Source organism: Burkholderia sp. M6-3 (assembly GCF_050858985.1).
Taxonomy (GTDB): Bacteria; Pseudomonadota; Gammaproteobacteria; order Burkholderiales; family Burkholderiaceae; genus Paraburkholderia; species Paraburkholderia caledonica.
The window spans coordinates 117,559-141,631 of the sequence record NZ_CP110091.1; the positions used below are offsets into that span (position 1 = coordinate 117,559).

Genomic DNA, 24,073 nt, shown 5'->3' on the forward strand with positions numbered 1-24,073 from the left:
GTGCGCCTGAGTGCGTCGGGACCGCACCGGCAATACACGTGCGGCCCGGGCACTTATGCCTTCGAAGACCCCGACGTAAACGCCAGCACCGCTTCCTTGAAGCGGGCGCTGCCATACACTTCTTCGATCAGGTCGTCATCGTCGAGTCGTTGCTCGACGACGATGCGGCGCAAGCTCTCCTTCACTGCTTTCTGCGTGACGGGCGAGAGCACCATCAACCGTTGCGCGAGCGTATGCGCCGCTTCCTGCAGCAGGCCAGGCGTGCAGACCTGATAGACGTATCCGCAGGCCAGCGCTTCGCCGGCCGTCAGATAGTCGGCGAGCAACAGCATCTTTTTGACACGCGGCGTGCCCAACGCCGCCTGGAGCCGCGCGATGTTGCGCGATGAAAGCGTATTGGACAGCGTCTTGGCAATCGGCGCGCCAAAGCGCGATGCATCGCTGCAAACACGGAAATCGCAGGCCGTGGCAAGCGCCAGACCGCCACCTACGGCCCAGCCGTCTATCACCGCGATGGTCGGCTTCGCAATTCGCTCGACTGTGCCGATCACGCGCTCCACGAACGCTTCGTATGCAACGCCATCGCGACCATCGCGGAAGCCCGTGAAGTAGCCGATGTCCGTGCCGGAGATGAAAGACTTGCCGCCGGCGCCGCGCAACAGAATGCAGCGCACGCCGCTATCCGCTTCGCACTGCGCCACGAGTGCGAGTAGCGACTCGTACATGTCGAGCGTCATCGCGTTGTGCCGCTCGGGTCTGTCGATCAGGATCTCCGCCGCGCCCGAAGGGTCGACGCTCAGGCTGACCAGTTCGCTCATGATGCGGCTCCGTTGATCTCCGCGAAGATCTCTTCGTTATGTTCACCGAGTAGCGGCGGATGGCGGCGCACGGTCGGCGGCGTGCCGAGCAGCTTGACGGGAAAGCCGATGTTCTTGACCTTGCCCTCGTTCGGATGATCGATTTCCATGCACATGTTCCGATGCCGGGCGTGGTCGCTTCCAAACGCTTCGGGATACGAAAGAATGGGGCCTGCTGGTATGCCGGCCGCGAGCAATACGTCGACCCATTCGCTGCTGTCGCGTTTGCCGAATTCCTGCTCCAGCACTTCGATCATCGCCTCGCGATTTTTCAGACGCAGCGACACGTTGGCGTAATCGGTATGGTCGATCAGATCCGGCCGCTCCAGCACGCGGCACAGCTTGGACCATAGTTTCTGGTTCGTTGCGCCCATGACGAAGTAACCGTCCCGGGCCTTCACCGCCTGATACGGCGCGCTCATTTTGTTGCTCGTGCCGAGCGGCGTCGGCGGCACGCCCGTGCCCCAGTAGTCGGACATGTCCCAGATCGAGAAGGCCATGATGGAGTCGAACAGCGACGCGTCGATATGCTGCCCTTCGCCGGTTTTCTGCGCACCGATATAAGCCGACAGGAGACCGTACACTGCAAACATCGCGCAGCCAATATCGGCAACCGGCACGCCCGCCTTGACAGGCTTGCCGCCTTTGTAGCCCGTCACGCTCATCACACCGGACATGGCTTGCGCCATCAGATCGAAGCCGGGCCGCGACGCCCACGGCCCGCTTTGCCCGAAACCTGAGATGCTCGCGTAGACGATCTTCGGGTTGATCGCCTTGATCGACTCGTAGTCGATCCGCAAACGCTGCACGACGCCGGGGCGGTAGTTCTCGACGATGACATCGGCCGTTTTGGCAAGCTTATAGAACAGCTCGCGCCCCTCGTCGCTCTTCAGGTCAAGTGTGACGGAGCGTTTGTTACGGTTGAGATTGAGGAAGCCCATGCTGTCGGGGCCCTTCATCTTGAAGCCCATTGAACCGCGCGTCTGATCGCCTTCTGGTGGTTCAACCTTGATGACATCCGCGCCCAGGTCGGCCAGCATCATGCAGGCGAACGGTCCCGCCATGACCTGACTCACGTCCAGCACGCGAATGCCCTGCAGTGGGAGATGCGCAGATTCCGTCATGTCGAGCTTCCTCCTCGGATAGTGGTGTGATGTAGCTCCACTGTCGCCGAGTGCGCAGGCTGCCGCAAGAATCGCCGCGTCATGGCTGGTTTCGCGGTTGGCGAAACCGTCGCCTGTCGCCCGGCTAGGCGCCGCCCTCCAGCAATTGAGCCACGACGTTGCGCAGCGTTTGCTCCTGAGCATGCCCTTCGACGCAGGACAATACGTAGCTACGCCGGGACCAGTCTGCGTCGAGCTCAACGGAAGCGAGCGAATCCTCGGGATGGAAGCTCTGTAAAACATCGGGCGGCATCAAGCCGACGCCGAGCCCGTGGCGCACCATGGCGAGCATCGTGTCGAAGCCGTTCACCGTGAAGTTGTTCGGGAACAGCCGCCCGCGGCTGCGATACGCGCGCTCGACCGCGGACAGCACCGCCGAGCCTTTGCCCAAACTCACAATGGGAAGGTCGAGAATGTCGTCGACGCCCACGGGCACCCGGTCGAATTCGAAATGTGCGCGGCTATAGACCAGCACGAGCCGGTCCTCCCTATATGCGGACTTGTCCAGATCCAGAAAGCCGCTTTTCTTCTCGTAGATGCCCACGTCGATCACTTTGTCGCGCAGCAGTTGCTGCACGATCTTGCTGTTCTCCTCGACAATTTTCAGTGCGATGCGGGGGTACTTGCGCTGGATCGCGGCGATTTCACGAGCGAGGAACTGAATGACAACCGCTTTCGGCGCGCCGATGATGATGCGTCCGTCGAGCCCATGATTGAGCGCCTGTGCATCGCCTTCCATGCGGTCAATCAGGTTGTCGATCTGCCGGACATACGCCAGCAACTTCGCGCCTGACTCGGTGATCTCCACGCCGTGCGGCACGCGCCTGAAGAGCTTCGCGCCAAGTTGGTCCTCCAGGTCCGACACGCGCCGCGAGGCTGCCGCGACTGCCAGGCTCAGCTTGTCGGCAGCGCGCGAGATGCTGCCTTCTTCCGCAATGGTCAGCATCAGCCGGACGGTTGTCGTGTCGAATTTCACTTTGTCTCCACATGTATCGAACGATGATGGGCGCTCGCTTCGCCCGATAGTTTAGTGTGCCGCGACAGTCGGCATCCGGAACCGGTGCGTCGGACGACCGGCACGCATCGATCGCCGCATTGGCCATAGCGTCCTGACCGTAACGATAACGAAAAGGCTATCGCCACATCCCGTTTCGACATTGGAGCTCTCGCGTTTGCGTCCGAACACTTGTCATTCAGTATGTGCATACAAGTACAGCGTCACGCTGCACCGCGCATGCATACCGGCAACGATGAATGGTCTTCAACGGCCATCTTGACGGAGACACGTTTTGGACAAGTCCACCGGTTCGCTCACGGCCGCCGCAGTGCGTCCCGCCCGGTTCAACTTCCGTTGGCATGTGCTCATCTGGCTGCTGATCGGCGGCATTATCAACTACATGGACCGCGCGAGTCTTTCCATCGAAGCGCCGGGCATGATCCAGGAACTTGGCCTGACTCGCACGCAGATCGGCCTGCTAGGCAGCGTATTTGCATGGACGTATGCGGTGATGCAATTGCCGGCGGGCTGGGTGATCGACCGCTTCGGCGCAAAACGCGCTTACGCGTTCGCGATGATCTGGTGGAGTGTCGCGACGTGGCTCACCGGTGTGGTCGGTTCGATCTCCGGACTCATCGTGATGCGCGCGTTGCTCGCGGTGGGCGAGGCGCCATGCTGGCCGACGTCGGCGAAGATCACTGCCGCGTGGTTTCCGGCGAAAGAGCGCGGCTTTGCGACGGGCGTATGGGATTCGTCTTCAACGTGGGGACCGGCCATCGCGCCGGCCATGCTCGTCGCGCTGATGGTCGCGTTCGGCTGGCGCTCGCTGTTTCATGTGACGGGCGCTTTCGGCATTGCGTTCGCGCTGCTGTTCCTGATGTTGTATCGCAACCCGATGGACAGCAAGCATCTTTCCAAAGACGAGGGCGAATACATCGAAGCAGGTGGCGGCGGTCACGAACGGTCGCTGGTCAATTCAAAGCTGCGGTGGCGGTCGCTGTTCGCGCGACGCAGCGTGTGGGGCATGAGATAGCCAACCGCGATCTCGCCGAGGGCGCCGCCCGCCCAAGGATTCGCGTCGCCCGTCGCCGCGAAACGGTTATTGATTGCGTGCGTTCGCGCAGCTTGGCGTGTATGCGGGCATTCCCGTACCGGTTCGTATGCGCTTGCCTTCATCTCGGGCGGCGCTATTGCCGGATGCGCGGCACTGTTCTACTGGTTCATGGCTCGCGAACCGATTGTGGACGACGAGGTTGCGTGAACGAGGCGGCACCAGGAAAGGGTCGTCTTCGTGGGAACGACAGGCCGAAGGTCGGGAGACGGAGTAGCCACGAGGTAGTGTCTGCGGCATCCAGCGAGAAAACCGCCGGATGCCGTTTCAAATGAAGATGTACGCCGAACACCGAGATTGCTGGCGCAACCCAAAGCGGCCATCCGCTTGAGCAGTCGGCGGCTATTGCGTGCCCGGCTGCCTCTGAGCGCCTGAAGCGGGCGTCACACGGGCGGACTCCTTGACCAGCTGATCGGTCATCGCAGCCGCGACAGGATTCGAGTTGCGCCGATTGGTCGGCTCGCGATCCGTCACGGACGGCGGCGGCGGTGTCGGAGACGCGGGCGGCGGCGGCAACGACGGATCGAGCTTCGCCGACTCGCGGACGAGCAACTCCGTCATCAAGGCGCCGACGTCGCTGGAACCATGGCGACGCAAATCTTCATGGCTACGGGCGTCGTCCGTATGCTGCGTGGCCTTGGATCTGGCGCTGTAGCGTTGAGGCTGCGATTGGGTTTGAGGTTGCACCTGCGTCTGCTGAGTCTGCGTCTGCGGTTGTGCCGGTTGCGCGAGCTGGGCTTGAGGTTGCATCTCCGCCGCTGGGATATTCGACAGTGTGGTGGCCGGTGCCGTTGTAACTGCAGGCGTCGTCGGCATAGGCGCCGCCGGTGCGGGCGCACGCACATCCCCGCCACTCACAATCGTGCCGCTATTGGTTTTGGCGCTCGCGTTCGCGTCCGGCGAACCAGGACGCGCGATACTGCCCGCGATCACATGGCTTTCGCCGTAGGAGCGCGAATCGGTCGTGTCGGGCGCGGTCAGGGCCGCTTCGGCTGGGGGCGCCGACTTCCTGTCCTCGCGCGGATAAAACAGATAGCCGCAGACCACCAGGTCCGCTAGCACCAGACCGATAATCAACGTCTTGCCGGTATTCGTCATATCTAAACTGAAGCTTCATTCAAGGCAGTGTAAGGTCCATGATAAACGACGACTCGTTGCCTCACCGTGACGCACTCGGTTGCAAATCATGCGGGAGCGGCCAGGCGTCGACGCATTACGTGGATCGTACGAAGAGTTTCTAGAGAAGTCCGCTATTTGTCACCCGCCGTTATTCAACGTTTCGGGCCATCTTTTGTAGTCGTGTGGCGCTATTTGTAGAGGTGCATCCCGGCGCTTTGCTGGTTTTCCGGAGAACCCGCAACGCATCGGGGCAATAAAGGCGCGCCGAGCATTCTCTGTTACGCTGCTCGACTCATGGCCAACACGTAGAAGGAGCGTCAAATGAGCAAGGGGTATTGGGTAACCACGTATCGCAAGATCAAAGATCCGTCGAAGCTGGCGGCCTACGGTCAGTTGGCGGGCCCGGCCGTGGCCGCTGCCGGCGGCAAGTTCCTCGTGCGCGGTGTCGCGGACGAAGTTCACGAGCAGGGCCTGAAGGAGCGGACGGTGGTGATCGAGTTCCCGTCGTATGAAGACGCAGTCGCCGCGTACGACCGCGACGACTATAAGAAGGCGCTCGCAGCTTTGGGCGATGCGGTAGAGCGCGACCTGCGGATCGTTCGCGGCGCCGAGTAATTCGCTGAGAATGCGCTAGATAAAGCTGTTTATGGCGGTCGACACCTCGACCGCCGTGACTGTACCTGGAGCAGTGCGCAACAGCGCGGTCCGCAAGGACCTATTTCACCGCGCCCAACGCCAGCCCTTTCACCAGATACCGCTGCAACCACGCGAACACGATCGACACGGGCAACGTCGCGCAAAGCGTAGCGGCCATCACCAGATGCCATTCCACCACGTACTTGCCGGCGACCATGTCGGTCACCTGCACGGTCAGCGTCTTGTTCTCCGGCGAGCGGATCAGCGTGTACACCACGGCGAACTCATTCCACGCGTTGATAAACGTGAAGATCGCCGTGACGACGATGGCGGGCACGGCAAGCGGTAGAAACACCTTGAAAACGGCCTTCGTGCGGCCGCATCCTTCGAGCCACGCTGATTCTTCGAGATCGCGCGGCACCGTTTGGAAATACGACGACAGCATCCACACAGCGAATGCAATATTGAAGGCCGCATAGGAAACGATCACGCCGATTTTCGAATCGACGAGGTTGCCGTCGCCATAAGGAATCATGGCCGCGAGCCTGAACAGGCCGACCACCAGCAGAATAGGCGACAGCATCTGCGTGACGAGCAGGAACTGGCGATACGTTCCGCGTCCGCGAAACGGGAACCGCGCCAATGCGTAAGCCGCCGGCAAGCTCACTGCGAGCGCGAGCAGCGTCGAAAGCAAGCTGATCACCGTGCTATTGCGCAGCGCCACGCCAAAATTCGCGGCTTGCCACATATCGACGAAGTTGCTCCATTGCCAATGCACCGGCAGCCAGCGCGCCGGATATACGAAGATCTCCGAAGCACGCTTCAATGCGGTGAAGAGCATGATTGCGAACGGGAACAGCACGACCACCACGAGCGGCGACAACGCGAGCCAGCACCACAGCGAGCGTTTCGCTTTTGCACTGAGCGTCATGACGGTTCTCCTTCTTTCGCTGGCTGCAAGCGCAGATACGCCATCGAGAAAACGAAAAGCATGACCAGCATGATGAGCGAAACGGCCGCGGCTTCGCCTGGACGTCCGAGCCTGAAGCCGAGTTCATACAGATACGTGACGAGAATATGCGTGCTGTTGTCCGGTCCGCCTTGCGTCATGACCCAGATAATCGGAAACGAGTTGAACACATAAATGACGTTCAGCAGAATGGTCATATTGATGAAGGGCCGCAGCAACGGCAGCGTCAGCTTGCGAAACTGCTGCCATGCGCTGGCGCCGTCGATGCGCGCCGCTTCGTAGATGTCGCCTGGCACCGATGACAATCCGCCGAGCAGAATCGTCACGGTAAACGGAATGGAGACGAGAATGCCGACCGCGATCTCTACCGGAAAAGCGAACTCGGGAGTCGCGAGCCAATGAATCGGTCCGCCGATCAAGCCGAGGCGCTGAAGTGTGACGTTGACCATGCCGTAGTCGTCATTGAAGGCCCAGCGCCACACAACGGCGGTCATCGTCAACGAGACAGACCACGGCAGCATGACGATCGTTCGCGCGACGCCGCGTCCATAGAAATCCTGATTCAGCACGAGCGCAACGGGCACGGAAATCAGCACCGTGCCGCCCACTACGAACACGGTCCAGACTATCGTGCGCCTCGCTGCCGCGAGAAACGCGGGATCGCCGAAGATCGTGTAGAAGTTCTGCAGGCCCGTGAAATCGCGAATGGCGCCGAAGCGCGACACCTCATGCAGCGATTGCCAGACAATGTTGAAAATCGGATAGCTGATGATAAAAAGCGCCAGCACGAGGCTCGGCGCAATCAGCAACCAGGGCGCTTGCAGGCGTGAAGAAGCGGAACGGCTCATACGTGCTCGATCGTGAGACGCGCCTGCACAACGGAGCGGGCGCGACGGAATGGGCCGGATAGTCGATAACGTCGATGACAGTCTTACGGCCAGCATGATGGCCGGGATGCGCGCCGCGCGTTTCTATCCGGCTGCTATTGCAGCCGCGCGGCGCGCGTCCCGTGTGCAACGAATTACCGCAACCTCACCGCGTAGGGCCGCTCAATGACCGAGCGACTTGTTGGCTTGCGTGGCCGCCGCATTCAACGCGTCAGCCGGCTTGGCTTTACCCAGATAGATCGACTGCATTGCATCGGTCACGGCCTTCGCGGTGTCTTCCCAACCTGTTACGGTCGGCGCGAAGCGAGCCGTGGGCAGCAATGCGACGAATGCTTTGGTATCCGGATCGTTGAACGCCGGGTCCGACGATTCAGCCTTTGTGGTCGGCAGGAAGCCCTCGGTCGTCGTGAACTCGACGCGCGGTTCTTTCGTGAACAGATAGTCGAGGAACTTCCATGCGGACTTCTTCACCTTCGAGTTCTTGAACATCACAATCGAGTCCGTGACCGCGTAGGTGGCGTGAGTGGTGCCCATCGGAATCGGATCGATGCCGTACTTCAGGTTCGGCGCTTCCTTCTTGATCTGTTTAGCGAGGAACGGTGCTGAGATCATCATCGCAACGCGGCCCTGCTTGAAGAGGTTCTGCACGTCTTCGCGGCTATAGCCGGTGACGCCAGGCTGCGTCAGGCCCTGATCGATCATCGACTTGTAGAGCGTCGCCGCCTTGATGCCCGCGGGGGAGTTGAACGCCGCCTTGTTGTCCTTGCCGATTACTTCGCCGCCGTTCGTCCACAGTGCGTAGTAAAAGTAGACGTCCGTTTCGATTTCCTTGCCCTGCAGACCGAAGCCGGCAATACCTTGCGCCTTCAGCTTCTTCGACGCTTCGATTACGTCGTTCCATGTTTTAGGGCCGTCGGGATAGCCGACTTTCGCAAGCAGGTCCTTGTTGTAGTAGAGCGCTCGTGCGGAAGCCGCAATCGGCAGGCCGTAGACCTTGCCGTTGATCTCGCCCGGCGCGAGGAACGGGCCAATGAAGCGGCCTTTGAAGCTTGCATCCATGTAGCCGTCGAGCGGCTCCGCCACGTCGTCCTTCACGAAGTCGAGCAGCCAGCGCGTGCCCACGATCGCGAGATCGGCATTCGCGTTGCCGGAAATATCCGTCTGGAGTTTCTGTTGCAGCGTGTCCCAGTTCACGTCTTCGATCTTGATGGTCGTGCCGGGATTGGCTTTCTCGAAGTTGCGAGCCATCTTTTCGAAGTACGGCGCGGTCGCATCGCTGTAGTGCGCGACGGTCACGCGAACCGTGTCGGCGTGAGCCGCCACGGCAATACCTGCAAACGCGAGCGCCACGGCAACTTTGCCGAGCGCGAGGGAAGCACGGGCATGCAACGACATTTCTCTCTCCTGTGTCGACCTTAGTGAGTGCATTAGCGCTTACCAAGGTCCCATCAACGATTGGTGGGATGGTCCGCTGCCGTCGCCGGCCGCTGTGGTTGAATTGTTTGAAAAAATCCTACACGGCTAAAAATGCATTGTCACGTAGGGTCTGCGATATTTCGTTCGCGGCAGGTTTTGTGCATAAGATGACTGTAGGCAAGGCATATTCTGCGTGTGGCACGTGGCGCAAAAACCCAATATTCGGGATGACGAAATGCGACGCGGCTTCCATGCTGTAATAAATTTACAGGCGATTTAGATTGGCGCGGCAAGCGTGAAAAGCGAGGCGGACATGAATCGTGTGGTGTTGGTGACGGGCGCGTGCGGCGGCATCGGCAGCGTGTTGTGCAAGCGTTTCGTCGAGCAGGGCGACTCGGTCCTCGCGCTCGACATCGATGCGGCGGCGCTGGAGCGCTTGACGAAGCAACTCGGCGAAACGCAGGTCAGCCCGATTGCGGTCGATCTGGGCGACGCGGCCGCGGTGCAGCAAGCCGTTGCATCCGCCGTTGAAAAACGCGGACCGGTGGATGTGCTCGTCGCCAACGCGGGCGCGGCCGAAGGTCTGACGCTGGCCACGACCGATGCCGCGAGCTGGCAGCGCGACATTCACCTGAACCTGAACGGCACGTATCACACTGTCGAGGCCGTGCGTTCGTCGATGATCGAGCGCAAGAGCGGAGCGCTAGTGCTGATCGGTTCCGTGAACGGTTTGGCCGCACTCGGACATCCCGCGTATAGCGCGGCTAAAGCCGGTCTCATCAGTTACACAAAGGCGCTTGCTGTGGAATTGGGCCGCTACGGCATTCGCGCGAACATCGTCTGTCCCGGCACCGTGAAGACGCAGGCATGGCAGGCGCGCGTCGACAAGAACCCGCAGGTCTTCGAAGATCTGAAGAAGTGGTACCCGTTGCGCGATTTCGCAACACCTGACGATATCGCCGACGCGGTGCTGTTTCTCGCTTCGCCAATGGCGCGCGTGATCACCGGTGTAGCGCTGCCTGTCGACGGCGGATTGATGGCCGGCAACCGTCTGATGGCTCAAGAGTTGACGCTCGAATCGCTTTGATAGAAACCGCAAGACGATGAGGAAAGCATGGCAGCAGTGCAACTGAGCGGCATCTTCAAACGCTATGGCGACACGCAGGTCGTGCACGGCATCGACCTTCATATCGACGACGGCGAATTCGTCGTGCTCGTGGGCCCGTCGGGCTGCGGCAAGAGCACGTTGATGCGGATGGTCGCGGGCCTCGAGGAGATCAGCGGCGGCGACCTGATGATCGGCGGCACGCGCGCGAATAATCTCGCGCCGCAACAGCGCAATATCTCGATGGTGTTCCAAAGCTACGCGCTGTACCCGCATTTGTCGGTGTACGAAAACATCGCTTTCGGCCCGCGAATCCGCAAGGAGTCGCCGGCCAATTTCAAGCCTCGAATAGAGGCCGCCGCGAAGATGCTCAATCTCGGCGGCTATCTCGACCGTCTGCCGCGTGCGTTGTCGGGCGGTCAGCGCCAGCGCGTCGCGATGGGCCGCGCGGTGGTGCGCGAGCCGTCGCTGTTTCTGTTCGACGAACCGTTGTCCAATCTCGACGCGAAGCTCCGCGTGCAAATGCGCACGGAGATCAAGGCATTGCATCAGCGCCTGAAAAACACGGTGATTTACGTGACGCACGATCAGATCGAGGCCATGACGATGGCCGATCGCATCGTCGTGATGAACGCCGGGCGGATCGAACAGATCGGGCGTCCGTTGGAGCTTTACGACCACCCCGCGAATCTTTTTGTTGCAAGTTTTCTCGGCTCGCCGTCAATGAACTTTGCCGAAGGCGTTCTCGTGAACCGCACGCAAGGATCGGGACTCGCATTGAAACTCGCGGACGGCGGCGAGATCGTGCTCGAAGGCGCGCCGGCTTCCGCGGCGGTCGGCGCAAAGGTCACGCTGGGCGTGCGGCCCGAACACATCGAGACAATGACGCAGACACCCGACGTGACAATGCAGGTCGAAGTCGTGGAGCCGACTGGCGCCGAAACGCATCTGTACGGGAAGATAGGCGGCGACACGTGGTGTGTGACGACACGTCAACGTTCGAAAGTCGAGCCTGGCGAGCGCGTCACGCTGCGCTTGCCGGCCGCTCATATTCACCTGTTCGATACGGAGAGTGGGCGCAGACTGGTCTGAGCCGCGTGTTGCCGATCGAAGCTGCGACCCACGCGGATTCATTTAACCCTTAAGGAACACCGGGTGTCCGCACCGAACTTGATTCCCCACATCCGCAGCGCACTCGCCAATTTGCGGCCAGCCGAACGCAAGGTCGCGGACATGGTGCTGAGCGATGTCGACTTCGCGATGCGTGCGAGCATCACTGAACTTGCGCAGCGAGCGGATGTGTCGGAGCCCTCTGTCACGCGGTTCTGCCGCGCCATCGGGGCGCACGGTCTGCGCGACTTCAAGATGCAGCTGGCGCAGAGTGTGGCGGGCGGTTTGCCGTATGCGTCGGCGGCAATCGCGCGCGACGACGACGTGCAAACCTTGATGGACAAAGTGGGCGAAGCCGCCGTCGATGGCATCACGCATGCGCGCGGCGCGCTGGATCCTGCGGTGGTCGAAAGCGCGATTGCTGCGCTATCGAGCGCACGACGCGTGTTCTTCTTCGGCGTCGGCTCGGGTTCGGGGCTGGTCGCGCAAGACGCGGCGCTGCGGTTCCTGCGCCTCGACATCGCCGCCACGGCTTTTACCGACGGTCACTTGCAGCGCCTGTATGCGGGCATGATGGAACCGGGCGACGTCGCCTTTGCCATTTCGCATTCCGGACGCAGCACGGAAGTGAACGAAAGCATCCAGATCGCGAAAGAGCGCGGCGCGACGACAATCGCGCTCACCAACGTCGGCTCGCGCCTCGCGTGGCTCGCGGACATACCGTTGCTGCTGCGCGTGCCGAGCCCGATCGATCCGAATACGCCCGGCGTCTCACGGCTCGTGCACCTTTGCATCATGGACGCGCTGGCAATCGGCGTCGCGCTCAAGGCCGGGCCGAAGACGCTGGAGAAGATGCGGCATGCGAAGGCGAGGCTGTCGTCGCATGAGCCGCAAACCGGCGATTAGGCGCTCACCCCGCTCCCATCCACCCAAATCTCCGCGACAACCTCAACGTCGCCGCGCACAGCGTTTGCGCGGGTTCGCCCGTCGCGTCGCTGTCGAAACTGCCGCTCGGTCCCATCAACGCGAGCACGAGGCAGATGCTGCCGGTGTGGTCGAACACAGGCGCGGCCAATGTGTCGATGCCGGGCACCGGCCGGCTCAGCGCACTGTCCATGCCGCCCGCGCGAACTTGCGCGAGACGCTCCCGGTACGCTTCCTTCAGCGTTGCTCCGTGCTTGTCCGCTAGCGCATCGGCAGCGTTCGAGCCCGCCAGCCGCAAATGATCCTGCGCGAGCAGACCAGCACGGACATCGTCCGCTACATAGGCGGCGAACACGCGGCCGATCGCCGTATTCACCAGCGACATGACCGTGCCCACCCGCAAGCTCACATGCAACGGCCGCGCCGATTCTTCCAGCCGCACGACCGTCGGTCCGAGCGGACCGAGCACCGCCATCGCGACGCTCATGGCCGTCGATGCCGCCAGTTCGACGACTTCCGGCTCCGCCTCGCGCGTGGGCGAGAGTCGCTGCAGGCCGATCAATCCGAGTTCCAGCGCCAGCGGCCCGGCAGCGAAACAGCCGGACGCATCGCGGCTCAGCAAGCCGATTTTCAGCAGGCTCACCAGATGCGGGAACGCTTTCGCCGGCGGCATCCCAGCCGCGGCCGCGAGATCGCGCAGCGTCAATGGCCGCGCGGCCGCGACGAGCGCCGCCAGCAGCTCGCCGGTGCTGTCGAGTGACTGAATGCCGCGCTGCGGCTTCGCATCGGAGGAAGCGGGCGGCGGAGAAGAGGTATCGGTAAGTGCAGTCACGGTGCGGTCGATGCAAGCAGGTAAGATCCGGCGGCGAGTTCACCGCCAATGTCGCGAGCCGTTGCGAGCAACGCGCGAGCGACGGGGCCATCGGCGGTCGCGTCGATTGCGCCGGTCGAGCCGATCACCGTCAACGCCAAGGCTAGATGACCGTCCGGATCGAACACTGGCGCGCTCAGGCTGCTGATGCCCGGACTCGGCGCGTCGACGCTGCACTCCAGACCGCGCGCGCGAATCTTGTCCACCGCCGCCTGAAAAGCGGCGTCTTCGCCCGGTTTGGTGGACATGCTCGGCGCAGCGCCAGACTGATTCGCCCACATCGTGTCGAGCGTTTCGCGCGGCAGATAGGCACAAAACACGCGTCCCGTGGACGTTGCCGACAGCGACATTACCGTGCCCACATGCAGATTCACATGCAATGGAAACCCCGCATGTTCGTAGCGGACAATGGTCGGCCCCTGCGGCCCCGCAATGCAGATCGCGACGCTAAACCCGATTGCCTCGGCCAGCGCGGCCACGCGCGGCACGGCGGCGCGAAACGCCGGTTGACTCTCCAGATGCAAGAGCCCCAGACGCAACGACAACGGACCGGGCTCGTAGCGGCCGGTGAGTTCATCCCGCTTGATGAGGCCAAGGCGGCTCAAGCTGACCAGATACGCGTGCGCCTGCCCCGGCGCGAGTTCGGCGGCGGTGGAGAGGTCCGACAGTGCCAACGGCGCGCGCGCCCGCGCCAGCGCGAGCAGCACCCGGCCGCTGACTTCGACGCTCTGAATGCCGCGCTGCGTCTTGCCGCTGTCCGTCGTCTGGCTGCCGCCCGAGCCTTCGCCCGGGGATGGTTTCGCTGCTTTGCCCACGCCCGTGTTCGTCCGAAAAAGCGTCCATGTTAACCGAAGCCCGCGCTACAAACCCCGCTGTCCACACCGTCATGTTAGACGTTTCGATATTTGCGTATAGCGATAGATTTCGCTATTGACAAATAAACTGACGCGGCCATAAGATGCATTCACCCCGATACACCGGCGCAGTCACAGAGTCAAAAACGGGGCGAGACAACCTTCAATAACGTCAGCCCGCGCCAAGGCGCGCCGCCGGCCGTCTCGCCTCACGTCCAACTTTTGAGGGAGACAAGCATGGCAAAGGCATTCGCATCTCAGGCCGATCTGGAAGTCAAGAAGGTCACGTGGACGCAGTTGTCCGAGAACGCCTACGCGTACACGGCGGAAGGCGATCCGAACTCGGGCGTGATCATTGGCGACGACGGCGTGCTGATCGTCGACACCACCGCCACGCCGGCCATGGCGCAAGACCTCATTGCGAAGATTCGCAGCGTGACCGACAAACCCATCAAATACGTCGTGCTCTCGCACTATCACGCGGTGCGCGTGCTCGGCGCGTCGGCGTATTTCAAGGAAGGCGCGCAGGAAGTGATTGCGAGCCGCGGCACGTACGAGATGATCGTCGAGCGTGGCGAGGCGGACATGAAGTCGGAGATCGAGCGCTTTCCCCGTCTCTTTGCCGGCGTCGAAACCGTGCCGGGCCTGACGTGGCCGACGCTCGTGTTCGAAAAGGAAATGACGCTGTTCCTCGGCAAGCTCGAAGTCCGCATCGCGCATCTTGGCGCGGGTCACACGAAGGGCGACACGGTGGTGTGGCTGCCGTCGCAGAAGGTGCTGTTTTCCGGCGATCTCGTCGAATACGACGCGGCATGCTATTGCGGCGACGCCCAACTCGAACAGTGGCCCGCCACACTCGAAGCACTGCGTGCGCTCAATGCGGAGAAGCTGGTGCCGGGCCGCGGCCCAGCGCTGACCACGCCCGAAGATGTCAACAAGGGCCTCGATTACACGAAGGATTTCGTCACCACGCTGTTGCAGCAAGGTCGCGAAGCCGTCGCACAGAAGCTCGATCTGAAGGCCGCGATGGCGCACACGCGTAAAGCAATGGACCCGAAGTTCGGGCACGTGTTCATCTACGAACATTGCTTGCCGTTCGACGTCTCGCGTGCTTTCGATGAAGCGAGCGGCATCACACATCCGCGCATCTGGACTGCGCAACGCGACAAGGAAATGTGGGACGCACTGCAAGCCTGATCTGCATACGAATAGAAGCGAATAAAAGCAGGGAAGCACAGCAGAGCAAAGCGGAGAAGGACGGAGACACAAGATGAGCATCGACTACCAGAGGCTGTCGTTCGAATACCGGCCATGCCGTGAACAGGGCGCGCAAGGCGTGCACAGCGGAGCGGAGCAGCCGGCCTACCCGGTAATCGTGGTTGGCGCGGGCCCGGTGGGCCTCGCCACGGCGATCGACCTCGCGCAGCAGGGCGTGCCGGTCGTACTTGTAGACGACGACTGTTCGTTGTCCACGGGCTCGCGCGCGATCTGCTTCTCGAAGCGCTCGCTCGATATTTTCGATCGCCTCGGATGCGGTCAGCGAATGGTGGACAAGGGCATCAGCTGGAATGTCGGCAAGGTGTTCCTCAAAGACGAACTGGTCTATTCGTTCAATCTGCAGCCGGAAGCGGGCCACCATCGGCCCGCGTTCATCAACTTGCAGCAGTATTACGTCGAAGGCTTTCTGCTCGAACGCGCGCAGCAAATGCCGAACATCGAGATTCGCTGGAAAAGCAAAGTCGTCGGTGTGGAGCAAAGCGGAACGCCGGGAACGTGCGACGCAGCCGTGACGTTGACCGTCGACACGCCCGACGGTGAGTACGCTTTGCGCGGCCGCTACGTGGTCGCCGCCGATGGCTCGCGTAGTCCGATTCGCAATTTGATGGGACTCGACAGCAAAGGCGTCACGTTCAAAGACCGGTTCCTGATCGCGGACGTGAAAATGGAAGCGGACTTTCCGACCGAGCGCTGGTTCTGGTTCGATCCGCCGTTTCATCCGAATCAATCGGTGTTGCTGCACCGTCAGCCGGACAACGTGTGGCGAATCGATTTCCAGCTCGGATGGGACGCCGATCCGGTGCTGGAGAAAACGCCGGAGCGCGTCATTCCGCGTGTGCGCGCGTTGCTCGGACCCGATGCAAAGTTCGAACTGGAATGGGTCAGCGTCTATACGTTTTCGTGTTTGCGCATGGAGCGCTTCCGGCACGGCAACGTGCTGTTCGCGGGCGATTCCGCACATGGCGTGTCGCCGTTCGGCGCACGCGGTGCCAATAGCGGCGTGCAGGACGCAGAGAACCTCGCATGGAAACTGGCGATGGTGCTCGAAGGCAAGGCATCGGACGTGTTGCTCGACACGTATGCAAGCGAACGCGAATTTGCCGCCGACGAAAACATCCGCAACTCGACGCGTTCCACCGATTTCATCACACCGAAGAGCCCCGTGAGCCGCGTGTTCCGCGACGCTGTGCTGAAGCTCGCGCGCCACCATCCGTTTGCGCGGCAGCTGACGAACAGTGGCCGCCTCTCCGTGCCCGCGGTGCTGAGCGACTCGCCGCTGAACACGCCGGATAGCGACAGCTTCGAGGGGGCGATGGTGCCGGGTGCTGCCTGTGTGGATGCGCCAGTGCAGGCGACGCGCGAACCGGCGTGGCTGCTCGCTCATCTTGGCCAGCAATTCACTGGCGTGCTTTTCTGTGGCGAACACGGCATCGACTCCCAAACCGAAGCCGCGTTGAATGGCCTTCGCACAGGCGCGATTCCTATGAAACTCGTTGTGGTCGCGCGCGGCGAAGCGCCGGCGCCCGCGATAACGGACGCAAAAATTTTGCGCGACGTGGAAGGCGTGGCGAGCGCGCGCTACGACGCGCAACCCGGCACGTTCTATTTGATCCGGCCGGACCAGCATGTATGCGCACGTTGGCGGCGACTCGACGCGAGCACGGTGGAGAGCGCGTTGAAACGCGCGTTGTGCGTGGAAGGTACGGCCTGAAACCACCGCAAGCGTAGCGATAAATAGAATCTGGAGACACGACATGGCACTGAACACGCAACCGAATCTCGCGCGTCCCGACGATTTCTACGAGGCGTTGATCGACATGCATCGCGACCTCGACGACGCGCGCAGTCAGTCCGCCAACGCGCAACTCATTCTGTTGCTCGCCAACCATATCGGCGATCACGCGACGCTGCTCGAAGCGATCCGTCTCGCACGCGAAGGCGTCGCGGATCCAGCGACACAAGGCGGCGAGATTCATCCACTGGCAGCGTAATCGACGCTGCATGTAGCGTGAACGCGCGCCCGGCTCCCTGAGTCGCGCGCACTTCATCGCGACAGTAGGGCGGTTCCGCGCATTCGCACGCCGCCATCTCAGCAGACAACAACGCGGTGCATCAAGACACCGGACCCGCGGGTCCGTAGGACCCTTCACGCCTCATGTTTGGAGATAACCGATGAGTCAATCCCTTGCCCCCGCGCTTGAGCCGAGTTCAAGCACTGCCGCGCACGACGATCTGCTGTATCGCAAAGTATCGCTGCGCATCGTGCCGTTTCTGTTTCTCTGCTACGTCGTGTCGTTCCTGGATCGAATCAACATTGGCTTCGCGCAATTGCAGATGAAGCACGACCTTGGTTTCAGCGACGCCATGTACGGTCTCGGCGCCGCGGTGTTCTATATCGGCTATGTGCTATTCGAAGTACCCAGCAATCTCCTGCTGTCGCGATTCGGCGCACGCCGCACGTTCACGCGGATCATGCTGCTGTGGGGCGTGGCGTCGGTCGGCATGATGATGGTGTCGACACCCGCGCACTTCTATCTGCTGCGGTTCATGCTCGGCGTCTTCGAAGCGGGCTTTTTCCCCGGCATCGTACTGTATTTGACCTATTGGTATCCGGCGCGCCGGCGCGCGGCCGTGCTGTCGGTTTTCTTCGCGGGCGTCGCGGTTGCGGGCGTGCTTGGTGGCCTGGTGTCGGGCTGGATCATGCGCGATATGGGCGGCGTGTTGGGTCTGTACGGCTGGCAGTGGATGTTCGTGATTGAAGGCGCGCCGGCCGTTGTGTTGGGACTCGTCGCCGCGTTTTATCTCGTCGACGGCCCGCAGCACGCAAAATGGCTTACGGCGGGCGAGAAAGCTCAACTGATCGCCGAGCGCGATGAGGACCGCACGGCATCGTCGCATTCATCACACTCGTTCATGCAGGCTTTGCGCAATCCGCGCGTCTACCTGTTTGCGTTCATCTATTTTTCGCTGACGTGCGCGTCGTTGACGCTCAGTTTCTGGATGCCGTTGATGATTCGCGACTTCGGCATTCGCGATGTTCTCTCAATCAGTCTTTACAGTGTCATTCCGAATGCAATCGGCGCGCTTGGTCTCGTGCTGATCGCGCGTCATTCCGACCGGCGCGCAGAGCGTCGGCGGCACTTCGCCGTATGCACCATTGGCGGGGGCATCGCGCTGTCTCTGTTGACGCTGCATTTAAGCAGTTTTCCGGCGATGCTCGCGATTCTGTCGCTCGCAACGCTGCTGATCTTCTCTGCGTTGCCGATCTTCTGGACCGTGCCGTCGAGTTATCTATCAGGCGCTGCGGCGGCGGGCGGGATAGCGTTGATTAGTAGCATCGGTATCACGAGCGGCATTGTCAGCCCGTGGGCGATCGGGCAGATCAAGATGCACACCGGCAGCATGGATACCGCGCTTTACCTACTGACGGCATTGCTGTTCGCGAGCGGTGTCGCGCTATTAATCGGCGTGCCGAAAGAGTCAAAGAGCGCGTGAGATCCCGCCGCTCGGAACGGGAGCCATCATGTAGAGTCGCAGTAATTCCACTGCGCCCAGTTCTGCCGATGTCTGACACCATCGAACCGCATCCGCTTCAGCATCAAGGCCCGCCCGACGTTTCGTTGTGGCGGATCGATCTGCATTTCGACATGTCGCTCGATGCCGCGGCGTTCGCGTGCCTCAGTCACGACGAGCGCGACAGAGCGCTCAACTTCCGCCAGCTTGACGACGCGCTGCGCTTCGCCTCGACGCGCGCGGCGTTGCGCGAGTTGCTCGCGCAACGCATGAGCGTCGAAGCTCACGCTGTGCGCTTCGCAATGGACGCAAACCGGCGGCCACGGCTCGCGGATTCGACAGCGCCGGATTTCAATGTGTCCCATGCGGGACGATTTGCTTTGATCGCGATGTCGAATGTTCGGCGCGTCGGTGTCGATATCGAACAGCACAGCGGCAGATTCGACTGGCGTTCCATCATGACGCTGACGCTCGACCCAGACGAAGCAGCGTGGATCGAGCGCCTCGATTCTTCCGAACAGATGGCTGGGTTCTACGACGCATGGACGGCGAAGGAAGCGCTCGTCAAAACTACGGGCGTCGGCATCACGCGAGGCTTGCAGCATCTCGCCGTACTGCCGCGCGAAGGCAATCGCGTGACGTTGCGCAATGCCATTGCGCACGACATGCGTGAGATCGCCGCGCAATGGATAGAAGCGCCGCATGGCTACGCGGCGTGCGTTGCGTGGTCGCTGCCGACGTCGATCCGGCCGCTCGCGCACTAACACGCGGACTGCCAGCACGCGCGTTGCCGCGCATCACAATGCAACTAACTGTCAGCCCCGCACCGCGCCTCCCGATATGATGGCGAAGCGCGACAACGCCGAGCAACAGAACCGCTTAGCAGCAATGCTTTCCCATCCAGACTAGCCCATGCCGACACATCCGCCCGACGCTGCCGCAGCTCCCATAGCCGACCACGCGGCGCAGCGCCTTCCTATGCTGATGCTGGCGGCCGCGTTGTCGCTGGGGAGCGCGATTGCGCTAGGCCTCGCGCGCTTCGCCTACGCGCTGCTATTGCCGTCGATGAAACTCGACCTCGGCTGGACCTTCGCTGAAGCAGGGGCAATGAACACTGCAAATGCGCTTGGCTATCTGCTCGGCGCGCTGGCGTTTCCGCGACTCGCGCGTCGCTGGCAGGCAGACAAACTGTTCGTGGCCGGGTGCGTAGCCACTGCGTTTCTCATGGCGACCAGCGGCCTGCTTGCCGATACCAATTCGCTGCTTGTGCTGCGCGTGATCACTGGCGCGAGCAGCGCTGCGGTTTTCATTAGCGGTGGCGTGCTCGCCGCGAGGCTTGCGTCGGCGAGTCCGCGCGATGCGGGCCTCGTTCTCGGCCTGTATTACGGCGGCACGGGATGGGGCATTGTCGCTTCGTCCGTACTGGTGCCGTTGACCATTCTCAACCGTGCGCATGGCTGGCAGTTCGCCTGGTTTGCGTTGGCTGCCGCATGCGCGGCATTTAGCGTGGCCGCCATCGGCGCCGCGCGCAAGATCGAGGGTGTGCACGCGGTGGCGGCAACGGCACCGGCGCACATGGGCAATACAGACGACGCCCAGCGCTGGCCGCATTTCGCTCGCGCGCTCGGCGGCTATGCGCTGTTCGGCGTCGGCTATATCGGCTATATGACGTTCATTGTCGCGTTGTTGCGCAACGCGGGTATGAGCGCCACTGTCGTCACGGGTTTCTATCTTTTGCTCGGCATCGCGACGGTGCTCTCCGCGCGCCTGTGGTCAGGGCTGCTCGACCGCATGCGTGGCGGTCAGGCGCTCGCCGTGCTCAATGCGTTGCTGGCGGTCGCGACATTGTTGCCCGCGCTATTCACGCAACCGTGGATCGCGTTCGTATCGGGCGCGCTATTCGGCGCGACGTTCCTGTCCGCCGTTGCATCGACGACGGCGTTCGTGCGCCACAACCTGCCGACGAGCCACTGGGCAAAAGGCATCAGCGCATTCACGATCGTTTTTGCATTCGGACAGATCGTTGGGCCGATGGTGATCGGTTGGGTGTCCGACGGAGCAGGTCTTGCTCGCGGCCTCATCTATTCCGCGCTGTTGCTGGCGGGCGGCGCTGTGCTCGCGGCATGTCAAAGACCGCTGCGTCGGAACTGAATGCGTGTATTGACCGCGAGCGGAGTCGGCTTATACCTGCACCGACGGAATACTTTTCATGCAGCGCAGCGCAAACATTGAGCGGCTATGACGAATGCCCGCGATCTTGTATAGCTTCTCGCGCAAGAAGCGCTCATAACCTGCGGTGCCATCGACAGCGACTTTGACCAGGTAATCGTAATCGCCCGACACAAGGTACGCTTCGAGAACTTCGGTGAGCGTCGCGAGCTCGGCGCCGAAGCGCGCGAGTGCGTCGTCGTCGTGACGGTCGAGCGTCACTTCGAGCAGCACGATGTCCGCAAAGCCGAGCTTCTGTTGATCGAGCAGCGCGACATAGCCGCGAATGTAGCCTTCGTTTTCCAGTTGACGCGTGCGATTCCAGCATGCCGTGGTCGACATGCCGACCAGTTCCGCCAGTTCCGCATTGCTTAAGCGCGCATTCTTTTGTAATGCGCGCATGATCCTGCGATCCTGATTGTCCAGCGCGCGATTTTTGGGGCTCATGGCCGACCCGGAAGGTTGTTCGTCTAACCTTGATTCTATCGGAAGAATGTCCCGAGAGTCGCTGCAACGCGTGTCGGATTTGGAAGCCTATCCAGCACGGTGGCCGGTATATTTTCAGGGTGCATTCGTGCCCGGGACAACCATCAGGCTCGACGCTAACGGGCCACTCGCGGCCACAAGCCGCTATGGGTGATCGCTGCCTTTACCGAAGGCGGCATGAGAGAAACTGCGACGCTACCGTATTGCAGCGAATGCTCGCTCTTGCACGAATGCATGTATCGCATGTATCGCGCGTATCGCGACGAGCATCACGAGGCGCATCTAGACCCGCATTAAAAAACGCGCGGCCACCTAAGGGCCGCGCCACGGGACAGGTCTCACGTGATCAATGGAAGATGAGGTACAGAATTACCAGCACGATTACCGGAACACCGAGAAGCCAGCCAAGTAGGTAAGGCATGATGTATCTCCTTTCGTATAAGGTTGGAACACGAAGGAGATTGAGCATCTCGCGTGCCCGGGTGATTTCCGATCACTGTATGCGGACGTCGAGCGCGCGCGAAAGCCCGTAAATCAAGGCAGATTCTCGCGCAACACAATACTGAACTGCACCGGCTTCACGTCGCTCATTGCATCGCGTTTGTCGCGCACGTTGCGGAAAATGCGCAAACAGTTTCCCACCATTGCTTGCGGCGTCTGTGTGATCAATGCGTCCATTGTTCCGTCGATTAGCAACGCTCGCGTGTCCGGCGTCAGACCATGTCCTACGAAAAGAATCTTCTGATCCGAGCGCGCTTCGACGATTGCGCGCCCCACGCCGTCCGATCCGCCGCCTCTGTTGTAAATGCCGGCGAGGTCTGGATGCTGCTCCAGCAGCCTGCGCGTCTGCACATAATTGCGCTCGCTGTCGTCCTGTCCTTCACGTAGTCCGATTGCGCGCACTTGCGGGAACGTGGATTCGATCAAATGAAGAAAACCGATCTCACGTTCTTCGTAACGCCGGGTCACGTTGCGGCCCGATGCGGTGCTGTTCGACGTGCTCGACGATTCGCATCTTCAAGCGATTGGGCGTTTGCTGACGCACCAGGCGAGAAGCGCCGCGCAGGCGTATGTCTCCGCGCTCGGGGACTCGGCCGCGAGTGAAGCAACGCCGCAGCGCGAGCGGTTGGCTCCTGCGCGCGGTCCCGTCTTCGTGATGGCGGGCAGCCTGTCGCCGTTGACTCAAGTGCAGATCCGCACCGCGCGCTCATATCGCCACATTGAACTGGACGCGCTGCAGATGACGGGCGAATCAGCACACAGCTATCTCATGGTGCAAGTGGCAGCAATCGTCGACGCGTTGCGCAACGGAAGCAACGTACTGGCCTTCACGTCGCGGCGCGAACCGGGCGCGATTGAATCGTCCGGCGCGTTGCCTCGGCTTGCGCATGCTTGCGCGGCATTGTTGAGGCAAGTGCTCGACGCGGAGAAATTGCAGCGTGTCGGCATTGCGGGCGGTGACACATCGAGTATCGCGGTGCGAGCGCTCGGCGCATGGGGTTTGTCGTACCTTGCGCCGCTGTCGGCTGGGGTGAGCGTGTGCCGTGTCCACGCCGACAGTCCTCAATTGGATGGCACCGAGCTAATGCTCAAAGGCGGTCAAATGGGCGATATAGATCTGTTCGAAAAACTGCTGGAAGGTCACGGCGACAACGAGCCTACTGGCTTTAGCCATTGTCGGCGAATCCCGGATACAACGTCATGCCGCCGTCGACAAACAAGGTTGTGCCCACAACGTAGTCGCTTTCATCCGATGCGAGCCAGACGGCAGCCTTGCCGATGTCTTCCACTTCGCCGACGCGGCCATAAGGAATCAGTTGCAATAGTTTGTCGCGCGCCGCGCTCGTGTCCCACGCGTCCCGGTTGATCTGCGTGCGAATCGCGCCGGGCGCAATCGAATTCACGCGGATGCGCTCCGGCGCCACTTCCTGCGCGAGTGACTTCATGAACATCTGAATCCCGCCCTTCGACGCGGCATAGTTAACATGTCCGGCCCACGGAATCACCTCGTGGACGGAACTCATGCAGATGATCTTGCCAACCGCTTTCGACACCGACGTCGGTCCGCGTCGGCGAAATTCTTTTACGGCTGCCTGAGCGGTGAGAAATTGCCCCGTCAGGTTGGTGGCCATCACCGTTTGCCAATCCTCCAGCGTCATTTCGGCAAAAGCACTGTCCTTCTGCAAACCGGAATTGGCGACGACGATATCCAACGTGCCGAAGCGAGCGCGGCACGCTTCGAACATTGCGTCGACTTCGACGGGATTCGACACATCCGCTTTAACCGCGATTGCGGCGCCGCCGGATTGATTGATTTCATCGGCGAGATTCTCGGCCGATTCAGCGTGCGAATGATAATTCAGAGCGACGGACGCGCCCGCATTCGCGAGCGCCTTTGCAACGCCATAGCCGATGCCCGAGCTTGCGCCAGTGACCAATGCAAATTGATTGGCGAGTAACTTTTCCATCGCAATTCCTCGGGCTTTGAACGTGCCTTTTGTCTAAGTACGAATATAGCGAGGCCGCCGGATTTGCGCGCAGTTCACTGCATCGCAATCCGGCGGCCTG

The 24,073-nt window shown here is 61.4% G+C and carries 22 protein-coding genes and 2 pseudogenes; 12 read left to right on the forward strand and 12 right to left on the reverse strand.

Features of this window, described 5'->3' with window-relative positions:
- Positions 1-53: 53 nt before the first annotated feature.
- The 3 genes from OH764_RS17840 to OH764_RS17850 form a co-directional block, all read right to left on the reverse strand.
- Positions 54-818 (reverse strand): Clp protease/crotonase-like domain-containing protein, encoded by a 765-nt coding sequence (locus tag OH764_RS17840; RefSeq protein ID WP_498850151.1) that lies wholly within the window; start codon positions 816-818, stop codon positions 54-56.
- Positions 815-1,981, reverse strand: a complete 1,167-nt coding sequence (locus OH764_RS17845; RefSeq protein ID WP_498850152.1) for a CaiB/BaiF CoA transferase family protein — start codon at positions 1,979-1,981, stop codon at positions 815-817. Before OH764_RS17845 ends, OH764_RS17840 begins: the two co-directional genes overlap by 4 nt.
- A gap of 124 nt (positions 1,982-2,105) precedes the next feature.
- Entirely contained in the window at positions 2,106-2,996 is an 891-nt protein-coding gene (locus tag OH764_RS17850; protein WP_498850153.1) for a LysR family transcriptional regulator, read from the reverse strand.
- A gap of 313 nt (positions 2,997-3,309) precedes the next feature.
- On the opposite strand from OH764_RS17850, the gene OH764_RS17855 reads away from it, so the two are divergent.
- Positions 3,310-4,050 carry an MFS transporter gene (locus OH764_RS17855; RefSeq protein ID WP_498850154.1) on the forward strand — a complete coding sequence of 247 codons (741 nt, stop codon included), beginning with the start codon at positions 3,310-3,312 and terminating at the stop codon, positions 4,048-4,050.
- Between the two features lie 420 nt (positions 4,051-4,470).
- Here OH764_RS17855 and OH764_RS17860 read toward each other — a convergent pair whose 3' ends face one another.
- Positions 4,471-5,226, reverse strand: coding sequence for a hypothetical protein (locus OH764_RS17860; protein WP_498850155.1), 756 nt, complete (start codon positions 5,224-5,226; stop codon positions 4,471-4,473).
- Between the two features lie 342 nt (positions 5,227-5,568).
- Here OH764_RS17860 and OH764_RS17865 point away from each other — a divergent pair, with 342 nt between their 5' ends.
- Positions 5,569-5,862, forward strand: coding sequence for a DUF1330 domain-containing protein (locus OH764_RS17865; protein ID WP_020068799.1), 294 nt, complete (start codon positions 5,569-5,571; stop codon positions 5,860-5,862).
- Between the two features lie 100 nt (positions 5,863-5,962).
- Here the strand turns inward: OH764_RS17865 and OH764_RS17870 are convergent, their stop codons facing one another.
- The 3 genes from OH764_RS17870 to OH764_RS17880 all read right to left on the reverse strand — a co-directional run bounded on the left by OH764_RS17870 (position 5,963) and on the right by OH764_RS17880 (position 9,135).
- Positions 5,963-6,814, reverse strand: coding sequence for a carbohydrate ABC transporter permease (locus tag OH764_RS17870; RefSeq protein WP_498850156.1), 852 nt, complete (start codon positions 6,812-6,814; stop codon positions 5,963-5,965).
- Positions 6,811-7,701: a carbohydrate ABC transporter permease gene (locus tag OH764_RS17875; protein WP_020068801.1), complete on the reverse strand. Its 891-nt coding sequence runs from the start codon at positions 7,699-7,701 to the stop codon at positions 6,811-6,813. The genes OH764_RS17870 and OH764_RS17875 overlap by 4 nt, the downstream gene beginning before the upstream one ends.
- 201 nt (positions 7,702-7,902) lie before the next feature.
- Positions 7,903-9,135, reverse strand: coding sequence for an ABC transporter substrate-binding protein (locus OH764_RS17880; protein ID WP_027778172.1), 1,233 nt, complete (start codon positions 9,133-9,135; stop codon positions 7,903-7,905).
- Between the two features lie 334 nt (positions 9,136-9,469).
- Here OH764_RS17880 and OH764_RS17885 point away from each other — a divergent pair, with 334 nt between their 5' ends.
- The 3 genes from OH764_RS17885 to OH764_RS17895 all read left to right on the forward strand — a co-directional run bounded on the left by OH764_RS17885 (position 9,470) and on the right by OH764_RS17895 (position 12,277).
- Positions 9,470-10,243 (forward strand): SDR family oxidoreductase, encoded by a 774-nt coding sequence (locus tag OH764_RS17885; protein WP_498851343.1) that lies wholly within the window; start codon positions 9,470-9,472, stop codon positions 10,241-10,243.
- 27 nt (positions 10,244-10,270) lie between these two features.
- Positions 10,271-11,353: an ABC transporter ATP-binding protein gene (locus OH764_RS17890; protein WP_498850157.1), complete on the forward strand. Its 1,083-nt coding sequence runs from the start codon at positions 10,271-10,273 to the stop codon at positions 11,351-11,353.
- Between the two features lie 63 nt (positions 11,354-11,416).
- A complete protein-coding gene (locus OH764_RS17895; RefSeq protein ID WP_020068805.1) occupies positions 11,417-12,277 on the forward strand; it encodes a MurR/RpiR family transcriptional regulator in 861 nt (286 codons plus the stop codon).
- Positions 12,278-12,281: 4 nt separating this feature from the next.
- Here the strand turns inward: OH764_RS17895 and OH764_RS17900 are convergent, their stop codons facing one another.
- The gene (locus tag OH764_RS17900) at positions 12,282-13,127 is read right to left on the reverse strand and encodes an IclR family transcriptional regulator (protein WP_498850158.1); all 846 of its coding nucleotides are present in this window, start codon (positions 13,125-13,127) and stop codon (positions 12,282-12,284) included.
- On the reverse strand, positions 13,124-13,981 hold the full coding sequence (locus tag OH764_RS17905) for an IclR family transcriptional regulator (protein WP_498850159.1): 858 nt from the start codon (positions 13,979-13,981) through the stop codon (positions 13,124-13,126). The genes OH764_RS17900 and OH764_RS17905 overlap by 4 nt, the downstream gene beginning before the upstream one ends.
- A gap of 276 nt (positions 13,982-14,257) precedes the next feature.
- Between OH764_RS17905 and OH764_RS17910 the strand changes: the two genes are divergently transcribed.
- The 6 genes from OH764_RS17910 (at position 14,258) to OH764_RS17935 (ending at position 20,962) form a co-directional block, all read left to right on the forward strand.
- Positions 14,258-15,217, forward strand: coding sequence for an MBL fold metallo-hydrolase (locus OH764_RS17910; protein ID WP_498850160.1), 960 nt, complete (start codon positions 14,258-14,260; stop codon positions 15,215-15,217).
- A 73-nt stretch (positions 15,218-15,290) separates the two neighbouring features.
- On the forward strand, positions 15,291-17,009 hold the full coding sequence (locus OH764_RS17915) for an FAD-dependent oxidoreductase (RefSeq protein WP_498850161.1): 1,719 nt from the start codon (positions 15,291-15,293) through the stop codon (positions 17,007-17,009).
- Positions 17,010-17,052: 43 nt separating this feature from the next.
- Positions 17,053-17,289, forward strand: a complete 237-nt coding sequence (locus OH764_RS17920) for a DUF2783 domain-containing protein (RefSeq protein WP_087753034.1) — start codon at positions 17,053-17,055, stop codon at positions 17,287-17,289.
- Positions 17,290-17,470: 181 nt separating this feature from the next.
- Positions 17,471-18,793: an MFS transporter gene (locus OH764_RS17925; RefSeq protein WP_498850162.1), complete on the forward strand. Its 1,323-nt coding sequence runs from the start codon at positions 17,471-17,473 to the stop codon at positions 18,791-18,793.
- 68 nt (positions 18,794-18,861) lie between these two features.
- Positions 18,862-19,575 carry a 4'-phosphopantetheinyl transferase family protein gene (locus OH764_RS17930; protein ID WP_498850163.1) on the forward strand — a complete coding sequence of 238 codons (714 nt, stop codon included), beginning with the start codon at positions 18,862-18,864 and terminating at the stop codon, positions 19,573-19,575.
- A 148-nt stretch (positions 19,576-19,723) separates the two neighbouring features.
- The gene (locus OH764_RS17935) at positions 19,724-20,962 is read left to right on the forward strand and encodes an MFS transporter (RefSeq protein WP_498850164.1); all 1,239 of its coding nucleotides are present in this window, start codon (positions 19,724-19,726) and stop codon (positions 20,960-20,962) included.
- A gap of 30 nt (positions 20,963-20,992) precedes the next feature.
- On the opposite strand, the gene OH764_RS17940 is transcribed toward OH764_RS17935, so the two are convergent.
- Positions 20,993-21,466, reverse strand: coding sequence for an Lrp/AsnC family transcriptional regulator (locus tag OH764_RS17940; protein WP_027778161.1), 474 nt, complete (start codon positions 21,464-21,466; stop codon positions 20,993-20,995).
- A 573-nt stretch (positions 21,467-22,039) separates the two neighbouring features.
- Positions 22,040-22,468: pseudogene (locus OH764_RS17945) on the reverse strand (substrate-binding domain-containing protein); the annotation flags it as partial.
- Positions 22,469-22,661: 193 nt separating this feature from the next.
- Here OH764_RS17945 and OH764_RS17950 point away from each other — a divergent pair.
- Positions 22,662-23,069, forward strand: a pseudogene (locus tag OH764_RS17950) (nucleotide-binding domain containing protein); the annotation flags it as partial.
- A gap of 103 nt (positions 23,070-23,172) precedes the next feature.
- Here the strand turns inward: OH764_RS17950 and OH764_RS17955 are convergent.
- On the reverse strand, positions 23,173-23,973 hold the full coding sequence (locus tag OH764_RS17955) for an SDR family oxidoreductase (RefSeq protein WP_498850165.1): 801 nt from the start codon (positions 23,971-23,973) through the stop codon (positions 23,173-23,175).
- Between the last annotated feature and the right edge of the window lie 100 nt (positions 23,974-24,073).